Raw genomic sequence first — 13206 nt, 5'->3', positions numbered from 1 at the left:
TAAAAAAACACCCCCTAGTTGAATTTTAGGTATCTAAACCCGAATTCAATCGAAGATGCTTTTTTTATTTGTCTATATTTTTGGGGTCAGTCCCAAATCACTAATAGCCCTTCTTTCTAATGCCTGTATCGAGTAATTGTAAAATAGAATGGGCTTGCTGCATATGCAAACGCATCACATATTGACTTGCTTGCATTAAAATACTCGCCTTTGTAAAATTCATCATTTCTTTTGCAATGTCGGCGTCCCGAATACGCGACTCGGCATCTGTTAAATTTTCGGCTGTATTCATCGTAACATTGTAGGTATGCTCTAAACGGTTTTGGTAAGCACCGAGACGAGAGCGTTCCTTCGACGTTTGTTTGAGCGAATCATCAAGTGCAGATAGAGATTTTTCGGCATCTTCTCTTGTGGCAATTGATAAATCGTCCATGCCAAGCGATGTGCTACTCACTTCTCCAATAAAGATATCGATTGTTTGCCCGCTATTTGCGCCAACCTGAAGCTTTAGGGGCTTGTCCTTGTAGTCTCCGTTTAACAGTGTCCGCGTGTTGAATTCCGTGTCTTTAGAAATTCGTGTAATTTCTTTTTTCAACTCTTGAAACTCAATATCAATAAGTTTACGATCGTCATCTGTCATCGTATCTGATGAAGCTTGCACCGATAATTCTCGCATCCGCTGAATGATTGCATGTGTTTCGTTCAATGCGCCTTCAGCTGTCTGAATCATAGAAATCCCATCTTGAATGTTTTTCCCCGCCATATTGAGCCCTCGAATTTGTGCCCGCATTTTTTCGGAGATGGCTAAGCCTGCTGGGTCATCCGCCGCACTATTTATTCGGTAACCAGTTGAAATTCTCAACAGGGCTTTGTTCATCGCATTGTAATTTCGATTATAGCTGTTATAAATCGTTAAACCAGTCGCCATCCAACTACCCATTCGCATATTAATTATCACCTCACAAAGAAACTTTTAATATATATCGACGAGTAATAAATTTTTTTGAGCAATTATGGAAATAAAATAGAAATTATTTTCCATAAATTAGCACGTGATTGTATGAGAATGCTTACTTCGCAGGAAAATAAGAAAACGCCGCCTCCTATATAGAAGCGGCGCAAATCAAACTTAAAGGAACAGCCCACCAATAATAAGCCCAGTTAAGATAACAAAAGCAGGGTGAACTTTATATTTCTCCAATGCAAAATAGCCACCAACTACTAATAACACCGTTGGAATGATGTTGTTTAGGTCATATGACGTTTTTAAAAAATCAAAAGTAAGTGTTAGTAATAGGACAGCAATTGCTGGTAAAACATAGCTCGATAATCGTTTCACACGAGTAGAATGTCGATATTTAAATAGTAGATTTAATAGAACAATCATCAAAATTAGTGAAGGAGCAATCGTCGCAAAGAGCGCAACAGCACTACCTGTAACACCTGCAACAGAATAACCAATATAGCCTGCTAGTTTAGTTGCAATGGGACCAGGTAAAGAGTTTGCAAGTGCTATTAATTCACTAAATTCTGTATTAGTCATCCAGCCATACTTATCAACAACTTCAATTTCAATTAATGGGATAGCAGAAGGACCGCCACCGTATCCAAGTATATTAGGAAAGAAAAATGCTAAAAATAAGTGGAAATATGTCATGAGGCATCAGCTCCTTTAACAGGTAATGCGAGTGCTAAAATAAGCAACACTGCAATGACAATCCCAGGGTGAATATTGAGTAGCGCGATTGCAATAAAACTCAAAATAAAAATTAATGCTGCAATCTTCAAGCCTAGTGAAGTTTTTGCCTTTTTCATAAAGTCCCAAGTAAGGGCACCCATCATGACTGCTACAATGGGAATAACACCATTAGTCATGCCGCTTACAAATTTAGATTCGCTAAATTGTTTAAGTGAGCTTAGTAAAATAATCATAAGAACAACAGTAGGTAATACAGTTGCAAGTAACGCAGTAACAAGTCCGAGCCAGCCACCGACACGATAGCCAATATAGCCAGCCATTTTAGTAGCAACAGGTCCAGGTAGCGTGTTACCAATTGAAATGACATCTGAAAACTCTTCATCTGTCATCCATTTGTAATTCGTTACGACTTCTTTATGTACGAGTGGAATCGTCGTTGGACCACCACCAAAGCCTAAAATGCCAGATCTGAAAAAAGCAATGAAGATTTGAAGTTGCATATTCAATGAACAACCCTCCCAAAAATTTTCGTGTATCTAAATATTCTGTAAATACCAATTTTATAGAAAAAAGCTACGAAATACAATCGTAGCTTTAAAAAAAGGTATGAAATTAGTTCGTGTTATTCTTTCGGTGGTGCACTATAAGTTGTCATATAAAAAGCGGTATCGAACATGGATTGAATAATCGACGCTTTTCCTTCTAAAATTGGAGCAATTGTTTCTTTATAATTTTGCCCATTTTTCCAAACATCAAATGACGCAGGTCCTACCCACTGGATGATGAGAAGGTACGTATCTTCTTTAATTGGTCGTAAAAAACGATAGGCGATGACTGTACTATCATTTTTCAATGACACAATGGCATCCGAAACGGCGTTCTCAAAAACAGGACGCCCATCTGACAGAATCGGCATATTGTAAAAAGTAAAATACCCTTTTTGCTCGAATTGTCCCATCTCACCGAGCACTTCAAAATTGCGTGGTACTGCAAAAATTGATTTTTTAGGACTTTCGTGAAGAACAACTGAATTTCCGTTGCCGTGTAATAAAATAAGCGGTTCTTTGTGATTTTTAGCGATTAATTTCTCCATAAAATCAGGTGTTCCAGATGTAATGTAAAAATTCAATATAACAACCTCCTCTTACTCTAATATTTCCATTTATATTGGAGTTCAACCTATTTGTCAAAAAGAGGGTGTTAGAAAGAACAATTTTATGACATTTGTATGAGAAAACTATACAATACTAATGGAAAAGTTTATAGTCGATAATGGATATCATTGACGATATAGAATTAAATACATATTAGAATCTGAAGGGGTTGGGATGAATTATGACAAAATTTAATGATACATTATTACGTGCTACTCGTGGGGAGGCAGTAGAACATACACCCGTTTGGTTTATGCGCCAAGCAGGACGTTCACAGCCAGAGTACCGTGAAATTAAAGCGAAATATTCACTAGAAGAAATTACAATGCAACCGGAATTATGTGCATATGTAACACGTCTACCTGTAGAACAATATGATGTAGACGCAGCAATATTATATAAAGATATAGTAACACCATTACCTGGTATTGGTGTTGACGTGAAAATACAAGCGGGAATTGGCCCTGTTATCTCAAATCCAATTCGTACAGTTGCGGATGTTGAGAAGCTAGGTGAATTCAACGCAAAAGAACATACACCTTATGTTCTGGAAACGATTAAAATGCTGACACAAGAACAGTTGAATGTACCGTTAATCGGTTTTGGTGGTGCACCATTTACATTAGCGAGCTATATGATTGAAGGCGGTCCAAGTCGAAACTATGCAAAAACGAAATCATTTATGGTATCTGAGCCAAAAGCTTGGTTTACATTAATGGATAAGTTAGCAGATATGATTATTGCGGATATTACAGCTCAAGTAGAAGCTGGCGCAAAAGCGATTCAGATTTTCGATTCATGGGTTGGAGCTTTAAATGTGGAAGACTACCGCATTTTCATTAAACCGATCATGACGCGTATTTTTGGTGAGCTTCGACAATTAAATGTTCCATTAATTCAATTCGGTGTAGGTGCATCTCATTTAGTAAATGAGTGGCATGATTTACCGATTGATGTTGTCGGTTTAGATTGGCGATTACCAATTCGTGACGCAGAGGCGCGTGGCGTAACAAAAGCTGTACAAGGTAACTTAGACCCGACATTATTAATTTCAGATTGGAATGTTTTAGAAGCGCGTGCAAAAGCTATTGTGGATCAAGGATTAGCACATAAAGGCGGTCATATTTTCAACTTAGGTCATGGTGTATTCCCAGATGTAAGTCCGGCTGTACTAAAGCGCTTAACAACTTTTGTACATGAATATAGTCGCGAACAAATTGCGAAGCGCGGTTAAATAACTGATAACATTTTAGAGGTGAAAAGACATGAAACAAGTACGTGGATTATTAGTAATGGCATACGGTACGCCGTATAAAGAAGAAGATATTGAGCGTTATTATACACATATACGTCACGGTCGCAAACCGTCTCAAGAACATATTGATGATTTAGCAGCGCGCTATCGTGCCATTGGTGGAATTTCGCCACTTGCTAAAATGACTGTTGCACAAGCAGAAGCACTAGGAGCACGTTTAAACGAAGTACAAAATGAAATTGAATATAAAGTATTTATTGGATTAAAACATATCGAGCCTTTCGTAGAAGATGCGGTACAAGCGATGGTAAACGAGGGAATTACAGAGGCTGTTTCCATTGTTTTAGCACCTCATTTCTCGACGTTTTCAGTAAAATCATATAATGGCCGTGCACAAGAGGCTGCTGACAAATTAGGTGGCACATTAAAAATTACTTCAGTGGAAGCTTGGTATGATGAGCCGAAATTTATCGAGTTTTGGAAGCAAGCCGTTAATGGTGAATTAGCTAAAATGTCAGAAGAAGAACGTGCAAACTGTTGTTTAATCGTTTCGAATCACTCGTTGCCAGAAAAAATTAAATTAGCTGGTGATCCGTATGAACAACAACTAGTGGATACAGCTCGCCTAATCGAACAAGCTTCTGAAATTGAAAATGTTGTTGTTGGTTGGCAATCAGCAGGTCAAACGCCAGAGCCATGGTTAGGACCGGATGTACAAGATTTAACGAAAGAATTATTTGAACAAAAAGGATATAAAGCATTTATTTACACGCCAGTTGGTTTCGTAACAGAGCATTTAGAAGTTCTTTATGATAACGATTTTGAGTGTAAGGTAGTTTGTGATGAAATTGGTGCGAGCTATTATCGTCCAACGATGCCTAATACACATCCGTTATTTATCGATGCGATGGTAGATGCAATCAATCAAAAATTAGCGATTTATAGTAGAGAGTGATGATGAAGGTGACAGAAAAAAGAAGAAAGGTTGTTATCGTTGGCGGTGGAATCACAGGCTTAACGACGGCATTCTATCTACAGCAAGAAGCGAAGGCGCAAAATTTACCTTTAGACGTAGTATTAAGTGAAGCGTCTTTACGTTTAGGAGGAAAAATCCATACAGTACGAAAAGATGGGTTTATTATCGAACGTGGCCCCGAATCGTTTTTTGATACAAGTAGAAGTGTCCGCGAGTTGGCACGTGAATTAAATATCGAACATGAAATGATTCAAAATAAAGATGGTCGAACATACATTGCCATTGGTAGCGAACTTCATCCCATCCCGGGTAATTTATTGCTCGGGGGGTCACCTGATATTTCTGCGTTTATGACATCGAATGTACTTTCTTTAAGTGGTAAGATTCGTGCGGCAGGAGATTTATTTTTACCGAAACTTCGCCATGAAGCGGATGAGCCAATAAGTGAATTTTTCCAACGACGCTTTGGTAAGGAAGTCGTAGAAAATTTAGTAGAACCTGTGCTTGCAGGTACCTTTGCAGGAGACGTCGATCATATAAGTATGCAATCAATGTTCCCGCAATTTTACCAGTTAGAGAAAGATTATCGTAGTTTACTTTTAGGTATGAAAAAGACGGGACGAGGTATTTATGCGTTAGACAGCGGACAAGGTGAAATACATTATGAATCATTTAATAATGGTCTTGAAACATTGGTGGAAGCCCTGGAACAAGAACTTGCTGACCAATCCATTTTAAAAGGAATTAAAGTAGATGCCATTGAAAAATTATCAGATGACACATATCAAGTTAATTTAAATAGCGGTGCACCGATTCGGGCAGATATGGTCGTTGTCACAACCCCATTTAACGTAACGAAAAAAATATTTAGTGAATCAGAAGCGATGCAGCAAATTCCCCAAATGAATTATGCGACGATTGCAACGGTTACAATGGCATTTAAAAAAGGACAAATGAGAAAGCATACAGATACGTTAAATTTCTTTGTTTCTCGCAATAGTGATTTTGCCATTACAACATGCACGTGGAATAATCGCAAGTGGGACAATGTAGCACCAGAAGGCCATGATTTATTGCGCGTTTATATTGGTCGTGTAGGGGACGAATCGATTGTAGAGCTTTCGGACAGTGAGATCGAGAAAATTGTCCTGCAAGATTTGCGAAAGGCGTTTAGTTTAACGAGCTCACCTATTTTTACAGTTGTTGCACGTTGGAAAGAATCCATGCCGCAATATACGATTGGTCATGAAGCACGTATGGAAAAAATGGACGAACAATTTCATAAGGATTATCCTAAAATTCATCTTGTAGGGAGTTCCTACAAAGGGATTAGCGTGCCGGATTGTGTGACGCAGGGGAAACAAGCAGCGGACAAAGTGATTGATGAACTTTTTGCGTGACTAGATATGATGTAATGGATATGAAAATGCTGTACTAAAGGACATACTCTTTTAGTACAGCATTTTTTCATCGTGCATGTCTATTTTGTTCACAATTTTATCTCACGTCTTTCATGCAAATTTCACAATTATTTAGTACGCTTAAAAGCGAGGTGACGAATAATGAAACGAGCGCATTTCATGTTGTTTTCTCTATTCATCTTACTACTTACGGGTTGTTCTGATGACCGTTTTGACCGTATTGATCCACATCAATCATTCGTTGCATCGGTCAATACTTTAGAGCCATCTATTACATTTTTTGATCAATCAGCGAATGAAATTGCTTTATGGCCTTTGGAAAAAGCGTATACAGGTGCTGTTTTAGTCGGCAATGATGCCATTTTATTGTATGGTCATCAATTGGCAGAAGCTAGTTTATACGAGCTTTCGACTGGGAAGCATATGCAAACAATTAACACAGGCTTAGGTGTAACGAACGCGTATTTTGATGAACAGACTGAAAAGATATTTATTACGAATAGTAAAACGAATGAACTTACGAGTTATACAATGAAAGGGAAATTGCAGCATACAGTAAAGCTTCATAATTATCCAATGTCGATGTTAGTAAGTGATGGCAAGCTATATGTCATTAATTATAAAGACACGATTCTTTCGGTTATTTCTACTGAAACAATGGCGCTCTTAGATGAATGGGATATACCAACATCATCGCATGGATTGGTCATACCTAATGGGCGAGACGAGTTATGGGTTGGTGGGCATGGTGAAGGTAGTAGTCCTAATCAAACAGTCGATATTTATGCGCGGTCAACAGGTGAAAAGTTAAAGGAAATCCCAATGCCGCTGATGCCGGTTGGTTTCTCACAAAAGAATAATGAAATTGCTGTTGTTAGCCATGGGGGAAATATTTTATATGTGGTGAACGAGGATGGAACGATTAAGTGGCAGCTTGAAATTGGTGCGAACCCGTTTGCCGTAGCCCATTTTAAAGATACTCTCGTTGTAGCAGGCTATGACGATCATGCGATTTATTTTATTAATAATAAAAGTATTGAAAAAAAGGTGCAGACAGGAAAAGGCCCATTTCACTTGCTTGTAAGGGAGGGGTAGCAAATGGCAACAATATTAATAGTAGATGATGAAGAAAATATGAGACAGCTTATTGACATCGTCCTATCGCCATCTGGTTACACGATAAAAATGGCTGCGAATGGGACTGAAGCTTATCACATTTTAACACAGCAGCAGATTGATTTAGTGTTGCTTGATGTGATGATGCCAGGAGAGGATGGCTTTGCAGTATGTGAAGCGATTCAAGCCATATGCCAAGTTCCAGTAATATTTTTAACAGCACGTGATGCAAATGAAGATAAAGTAAAAGGGTTAACAATTGGCGGGGATGATTACATTGTCAAACCCTTTACATCAAATGAATTAATGGCACGAATTCAAGCTGTATTACGAAGAACAGGCAATGTCACGCAGCATGTAGAAGCGACCTTCTTACAATGTGGTGTGATCAAAATGGATGAAATTGCTCGAAAAGTATTCATTGAAGAGGACATGGTAACGCTGACTTTAAAGGAATTTGAGCTGCTACATTTATTTATGCAAAACCCCAATTTTGTGTATTCACGGGAACAACTTTTAGAAAGAATATGGGAACTGAATTACGCGGGTGGTACCCGTACAGTAGATACCCATATTAAAACATTGCGTATTAAGTTAGGGAAAAAATCGAAAGCAGCAAGCGAGTATATTCAAACGGTGTGGGGAATTGGCTACCGCTTTGAAAAAACGACATGAAAAAATTGTCCTCGAAAATCTGGTTGCTCATTGTTTTATTTTTAAGCGCGACGGTTGTATTCATGTACATATTTACAAACTTTCTTTATGAGCAACTTTATGTGGAAGATACGAAAGTGACGATGGTAGAAGTCGGTGAAAAGCTGCAAACGATGTATAAAGGTGGAAAGGTAACGGACGAACTAATTGGTGCGATTGATCATTATGCTGCCTATTCAAATATTCCTATTTTTGCGGTGAGAAACCCACGTGAGCTGAGTGCATGTGTGCCGTTTGATGTGGATTATGATGCATTAATTGGACCGGATGAGCGCCAGCAATTAATCGCAGGAAATGCTGTGACAAAAATAGGTTATGAAACCCGCTTTGAACGCCAAATTATTTCTGTCATCTTGCCATTCACCGACCAAAATCGTTTGGAAGGAATTATTTATTTATATTATCCATTAGCAAAAATGTCGGAATTGGCGAAAGAAGAAGTCGTTTTGCTTATTACGGGCGCGGTCATGTTTTTATTAGTAGCGGCATTTTTTGTATATCAAGGCATGCGGAAAATTTTAAATCCATTAGCGAATTTACAGCTGGCAGTGAATCACATGGCCAAGGGAGATTACGCCACAAGAGTTGAAGTGACATCCAAAGATGAAATTGGCACACTTACCACCGCATTTAACCAGATGGCAAGATCCATTCAACGGGAAGATGAAGCGCAAAAGTCATTTCTTGCAACGGTATCCCATGAGCTGCGTACACCAATTAGCTATGTAAAGGGCTATAGTGAGGCCATTCAAAATGGCTATATAACTGATCAAAAACAAGATGAAGCGATTAGACTCATTGCACGGGAATCTGCCCGTATGGAACGATTAACGAATGAGTTGATGCAGCTTGCAAGAAAAGATGAAAAAATGCCAATTTCTGAATTCGAACCACTTGTATTAGCTGAAACAATACGGGATGCGGTGTCATTGTTACAAAATCAAGCATTAGCTAAACGTATCCAAATTGAACAAAGCCTTGAAGAAGAATTGATTGTCATGGGTGATGAAGAAAAAATAAAGCAAGTGTTTATAAATGTTATCGAAAATGCGATACGTTACTCTCAGGAAAACGCAGTTATTTTCATTGACTCGAAAGAAATTGATAACGAGGCTGTCATTACGGTATCTGATAGTGGAATAGGTATACCTGCCGAAGACTTACCGCATATTACAGAACGTTTTTACCGCGTCAATAAAGCACGTAGCAGGTCAGATGGGGGCAGTGGTTTAGGTTTATCCATTGTCGATCAAATCATTAAACAGCATGATGGTAAATTAAAAATTGAAAGCACAATAGAAAAAGGGACAGACGTAATGATTACGCTCCCAATAATGGAGGAATTATAATGAAAAAGTGGATGTATAGTTTAGTCGCAATTCCGGTATTATTATTTGGCTGTGGAGGAGAAGAACCAGAAGTCGATACATTAGATAATGGTGTCATGCCTGTTGAAGTCGTTGTTGAAATTCAAACAGCGGAGCATTTAAATGTAAACGAAACGATTCAGCTTGCAGCGCGTGTTACACAAGGTGATGAAGCAGTAGATGATGCGGAAGAAGTAAAATTTGAAGTATGGGAATCAGGCTTGCGCGAGGATGGTCAAATGCTAAACGGAAAATTGACAGAGGACGGAATTTATGCGATTGATCATACATTTGATCATGATGGTGTGTACTACATGTTTGCTCACACAACAGCACGTGGATTACATGTGATGCCAAAGCAACAGTTAGTCGTAGGTAATCCGGATATGAGTAAAGTTGTAGAAGATGAAAGCTCTAGTTCAATGGATCATGGCGCTGGACACGAAGAAAATACGGATTCAGAGGAAAAAGATAGTCATTAATTATTGCAATTCAATAATATCGGTGTATAATAATGACCAGATGACCGAAATGGTTTTCTGGTCATTTTCGTTTTATCATTCAGCAGAAAAACCATCTAACTGTAGTTGGCAAAATTGAATTAGTAGGAGGTGGGCAAGTGGATCGACGACAGGAAATTTTACAGTCTGCAACGAAATCTTTCACGTTATTTGGTTACAAAGCTACGACAATTGAGCAAGTTGCTAAAATTGCGAATGTTGGGAAGGGAACGGTTTACACGTTTTTCGCAAATAAAGAAGAACTTTTCCAAGAAGTAGTACTTAATTTAATTGATGAAATGAAGAGGGAAACAGATAAATCGATTGACTCCAATGCGAGCTTTATGCACAATGCTCATACTTCATTAATGAAAATGCTTCAATTTAGAGAGCGTCATTTATTGTTTGCCAAACTCGTAGAAGAGGAAAAAGAGCTACGAACGCCAGCAGTAAAACAGATACTTTTAGAAATTGAACGAGAAATTATTTCGTATATTTCTGCCCGAATTCAAATTGGGATAGAGAAGGGTGAAATAATTGACTGCAATAAAGAACATGTTTCTTATATGCTATTTAAAACTTATCTTGCGTTCATCGTAGACTGGCAATCCACTCATGAAGAACCATTAAAAGAAGAGGATATTTTAGCATTATTTAAAGAAACAATATTCCGCGGCTTAGCAAAAAAATAAGCCATTTGGGGATATCAAAAAGACGCAATTATGCCTTGGTGTAATTGAATTTTTTTGGACTAGGTTGACCAGATGACGTTTTTGGTCAACAAGTATTAATTGGAGGAGAATAAATGATTAAAGCAGAGTGGTTAAAATTACTTAAAACTCGAAAAATGCTCGTGGCAACAATTGCTGTATTATTCGTGCCAGTGCTTTACGCGGGAATGTTTTTATGGGCGTTTTGGGATCCATATGCCAATTTAGAAAACTTACCAGTTGCAATTGTTAACGAAGATAAAGGTGCTACGATGGAGGGTGAGTCGCTACAAGTCGGTGATGAACTCGTTGAAAACCTTGTAAAAAGTAAGCAATTTAAATTTGAAGAAATCGATCGTAATGATGCAGAGCAAGCATTAAAGGATCGCAAATATTATATTTTAATAAAAATTCCAGAAAACTTTTCACAGCATGTTACAACGTTATTAGATGATTCACCTCAAAAGTTAAAAATTGAATACATTCCAAATGAGGGCTTTAACTTCCTAAGTGCTCAAATTGGGGAATCAGCAATGGAAATGATTAAAGCAGAAGTAAATGCACAAGTTTCTGCGACGTTTGCTGAAGAATTATTCAATTCCATTACAACTTTAGGAGATGGTTTTACTGAAGCAGCAGATGGAGCAGGACAATTAGATGAAGGTGTACAGAAAATTGTCGATGGTGCAGATGATTTAAAAGGGTATTTACAACAATTAGCTTCAAGTACAATTGAATTATCGGATGGTTCGTCTGAATTGACTGCGGGCGCACAACAAGCAGCAACCGGGGCAAATGCTTTAGCTACTGGTGTAGCAACAATTGCAGATGGCAGTAATCAGCTTGCAGCAGGTGCAACAACCGCTTCACAGGGGGCGAAAGACTTACACCAAGGGCTTAACCAATATGTTAATGGGGTTGGGCAACTAGCAGATGGTCAAAAAGAACTGACATCAGGTCAGGCAAATCTTTCATCGAATTTAGCAGCTTTAGCTCAAGGAACGGCTAATATGGATGATAAAATACAAGCATTAGCGGACGGTTCTGCAAATGTCACAGGTGGCATTGATCAATTAGCGGAGCAGTTACAAGCTGTATTGCCGTCATTGCCAGAGGAAAATCAAGCGGTATTACAAGCGACTTTAGCGCAATTACAAACGGGTAGTGCGCAAGTAAGTGGTGGCTTAACACAGCTTCATACGGGGACAAATGGCCTTGATGATAAAATTACGGCACTTAGTGAAGGCGCAGACAAATTAAATGCAGGTCAAAAACAACTTGCAGCAGGTGTTGGGGAGCTAACAAACAATTCTTCACAATTACTTGAAGGGGCTAATTCTTTAGCGGTTGGCAACACAACGTTAGCAGAGAAATTACAACAGTTAAGCAAAGGCGCTGTTGATGCGTCTAAAGGAGCAAATGATTTAGCATCAGGCTTAAATACACTTGTAGCAGGGTCGAATAAATTAAATGATGGTACAACGTTATTAGCGGAAAAATCTGGTGAGTTGGCACAAGGTTCTTCAACTTTAGTGGATGGTACAAAGGAATTAGCAGATGGAGCAGCTACGTTAACGGAAAAATTAACGGAAGCAAGTGACCAAGTCGATATTCATCCGACAGAGGATATGTATAATATGGTCGGTTCACCAGTAGAAGTTGAAAAAACAGCAGTCAATCACGTACCAAACTACGGAACAGGATTTGCACCTTACTTTATTTCGCTAGGACTATTCGTTGGGGCACTATTAATTTCAATTGTATTCCCATTAGTTGAACCAGCGATTATTCCGAAAAATGGTGCGAGCTGGTTTGCGAGTAAGGTTTCTGTATTAGCGGTTGTCGGGATTATTCAATCATTCATTACGATTGCGATTGTTGTATGGGGCTTAGGTTTGGAAGTTGGAAACATGCCTCAATTTATAGTAACAACGATTTTGACAAGCTTTACATTTTTAGCATTAGTTCAAATGCTTGTGTCAATGATGGGAGATCCAGGTCGCTTCGTTGCTATTATAATTTTAACTTTCCAATTAGTAACAAGCGCGGGGACATTCCCACTTGAATTATTGCCAGAACAGCTTCATATTTTCAATAAATTTTTACCGATGACGTTCTCAGTTCAAGGCTTTAAATCTGCCATCTCAATGGGAGATAACGCATTCTTAATGTTTAACTGGTCGATATTAGGTACGTATTTATTAAGTTGTTTAGCGATTACGTTTAGCTATTTTACGCTAATTCACAAAAAGCGCTATTCAAAGCATCATGTAGAAAGTAAGTAATCCGAATAG

General features: G+C 38.4%; 13 protein-coding genes. 9 read left to right on the top strand and 4 right to left on the bottom strand.

Annotated features, from left to right (window positions below):
* Positions 1–100: 100 nt before the first annotated feature.
* The 4 genes from ACQKIH_RS05780 to ACQKIH_RS05765 form a co-directional block, all read right to left on the bottom strand.
* Entirely contained in the window at positions 101–946 is an 846-nt protein-coding gene (locus ACQKIH_RS05780) for a flagellin N-terminal helical domain-containing protein (protein WP_427764045.1), read from the bottom strand.
* 183 nt (positions 947–1129) lie between these two features.
* Positions 1130–1657: a chromate transporter gene (locus tag ACQKIH_RS05775; protein WP_057987253.1), complete on the bottom strand. Its 528-nt coding sequence runs from the start codon at positions 1655–1657 to the stop codon at positions 1130–1132.
* Positions 1654–2205 (bottom strand): chromate transporter, encoded by a 552-nt coding sequence (locus ACQKIH_RS05770; protein WP_427764042.1) that lies wholly within the window; start codon positions 2203–2205, stop codon positions 1654–1656. Before ACQKIH_RS05770 ends, ACQKIH_RS05775 begins: the two co-directional genes overlap by 4 nt.
* 116 nt (positions 2206–2321) lie before the next feature.
* Entirely contained in the window at positions 2322–2828 is a 507-nt protein-coding gene (locus ACQKIH_RS05765) for an antibiotic biosynthesis monooxygenase family protein (protein ID WP_427764039.1), read from the bottom strand.
* A 206-nt stretch (positions 2829–3034) separates the two neighbouring features.
* Here ACQKIH_RS05765 and hemE point away from each other — a divergent pair, with 206 nt between their 5' ends.
* The 9 genes from hemE (at position 3035) to ACQKIH_RS05720 (ending at position 13197) form a co-directional block, all read left to right on the top strand.
* Positions 3035–4087 (top strand): uroporphyrinogen decarboxylase, encoded by a 1053-nt coding sequence (hemE, locus tag ACQKIH_RS05760; RefSeq protein ID WP_057987258.1) that lies wholly within the window; start codon positions 3035–3037, stop codon positions 4085–4087.
* 31 nt (positions 4088–4118) lie between these two features.
* The gene (gene hemH / locus ACQKIH_RS05755) at positions 4119–5063 is read left to right on the top strand and encodes a ferrochelatase (RefSeq protein WP_057987260.1); all 945 of its coding nucleotides are present in this window, start codon (positions 4119–4121) and stop codon (positions 5061–5063) included.
* A 2-nt stretch (positions 5064–5065) separates the two neighbouring features.
* The gene (gene hemY / locus ACQKIH_RS05750) at positions 5066–6484 is read left to right on the top strand and encodes a protoporphyrinogen oxidase (RefSeq protein ID WP_427764035.1); all 1419 of its coding nucleotides are present in this window, start codon (positions 5066–5068) and stop codon (positions 6482–6484) included.
* A 162-nt stretch (positions 6485–6646) separates the two neighbouring features.
* Positions 6647–7600, top strand: a complete 954-nt coding sequence (locus ACQKIH_RS05745; RefSeq protein WP_427764032.1) for a YncE family protein — start codon at positions 6647–6649, stop codon at positions 7598–7600.
* Between the two features lie 3 nt (positions 7601–7603).
* The gene (locus tag ACQKIH_RS05740; protein ID WP_427764029.1) at positions 7604–8296 is read left to right on the top strand and encodes a response regulator transcription factor; all 693 of its coding nucleotides are present in this window, start codon (positions 7604–7606) and stop codon (positions 8294–8296) included.
* Entirely contained in the window at positions 8293–9684 is a 1392-nt protein-coding gene (locus ACQKIH_RS05735) for a sensor histidine kinase (protein WP_427764027.1), read from the top strand. The genes ACQKIH_RS05740 and ACQKIH_RS05735 overlap by 4 nt, the downstream gene beginning before the upstream one ends.
* Complete coding sequence (locus tag ACQKIH_RS05730) at positions 9684–10184, top strand: FixH family protein (RefSeq protein ID WP_427764024.1); 501 nt, start codon at positions 9684–9686, stop codon at positions 10182–10184. The genes ACQKIH_RS05735 and ACQKIH_RS05730 overlap by 1 nt, the downstream gene beginning before the upstream one ends.
* Positions 10185–10321: 137 nt before the next feature.
* The gene (locus ACQKIH_RS05725; RefSeq protein WP_427764021.1) at positions 10322–10894 is read left to right on the top strand and encodes a TetR/AcrR family transcriptional regulator; all 573 of its coding nucleotides are present in this window, start codon (positions 10322–10324) and stop codon (positions 10892–10894) included.
* A gap of 113 nt (positions 10895–11007) precedes the next feature.
* Complete coding sequence (locus ACQKIH_RS05720; protein WP_427764018.1) at positions 11008–13197, top strand: YhgE/Pip family protein; 2190 nt, start codon at positions 11008–11010, stop codon at positions 13195–13197.
* Positions 13198–13206 lie beyond the last annotated feature (9 nt).

The organism is Solibacillus cecembensis (genome assembly GCF_050272495.1).
GTDB classification, from domain to species: domain Bacteria; phylum Bacillota; class Bacilli; order Bacillales_A; family Planococcaceae; genus Solibacillus; species Solibacillus cecembensis.
Note: the sequence above shows the minus strand (reverse complement) of the source record. Positions and strands in the feature narration are given on the sequence as shown.

Bases quoted from the DNA above. Each gene is read 5' to 3' on its own strand.
- ACQKIH_RS05720 (WP_427764018.1), top strand. From the start codon at position 11,008: ATGATTAAAGCAGAGTGGTTAAAATTACTTAAAACTCGAAAAATGCTC.
- ACQKIH_RS05735 (WP_427764027.1), top strand. From the start codon at position 8,293: ATGAAAAAATTGTCCTCGAAAATCTGGTTGCTCATTGTTTTATTTTTA.
- hemY (WP_427764035.1), top strand. From the start codon at position 5,066: ATGAAGGTGACAGAAAAAAGAAGAAAGGTTGTTATCGTTGGCGGTGGA.
- ACQKIH_RS05775 (WP_057987253.1), bottom strand. From the start codon at position 1,657: ATGACATATTTCCACTTATTTTTAGCATTTTTCTTTCCTAATATACTT.
- ACQKIH_RS05740 (WP_427764029.1), top strand. From the start codon at position 7,604: ATGGCAACAATATTAATAGTAGATGATGAAGAAAATATGAGACAGCTT.
- ACQKIH_RS05780 (WP_427764045.1), bottom strand. From the start codon at position 946: ATGCGAATGGGTAGTTGGATGGCGACTGGTTTAACGATTTATAACAGC.
- ACQKIH_RS05745 (WP_427764032.1), top strand. From the start codon at position 6,647: ATGAAACGAGCGCATTTCATGTTGTTTTCTCTATTCATCTTACTACTT.
- hemH (WP_057987260.1), top strand. From the start codon at position 4,119: ATGAAACAAGTACGTGGATTATTAGTAATGGCATACGGTACGCCGTAT.
- hemE (WP_057987258.1), top strand. From the start codon at position 3,035: ATGACAAAATTTAATGATACATTATTACGTGCTACTCGTGGGGAGGCA.
- ACQKIH_RS05730 (WP_427764024.1), top strand. From the start codon at position 9,684: ATGAAAAAGTGGATGTATAGTTTAGTCGCAATTCCGGTATTATTATTT.